We start from the raw sequence: 213 nt of genomic DNA, 5'->3' as shown, positions 1-213 counted from the left end.
CGCGGTCGGGTTCCTGCGCCGCAACATCATGGTCCCGCCCATGCGAGCGGAATCATACGAGCAGCTGAGCCGTCTCATGCTGGAGCGGTGCGACGCCCTGGCGGCGTCGTCGTATTGCCCGAGACTGATGGACGTGCCCGTCACGCAGGTGTTCGCCGAGGACAGGGCGGCGTTGGCGCCGTTGCCGTCCACGGTGTTCGACCCGGTGCGCTG

At 68.5% G+C, this 213-nt stretch carries 1 pseudogene; it reads left to right on the top strand.

Going from position 1 to position 213, the window contains the following annotated elements:
- A pseudogene (locus EHS19_RS10575) lies at positions 1-213 on the top strand (IS21 family transposase); the annotation flags it as partial.

This window comes from Bifidobacterium jacchi (assembly GCF_009078285.1).
GTDB classification, from domain to species: domain Bacteria; phylum Actinomycetota; class Actinomycetes; order Actinomycetales; family Bifidobacteriaceae; genus Bifidobacterium; species Bifidobacterium jacchi.
This window is presented reverse-complemented; position numbering and strand designations above follow the sequence as displayed.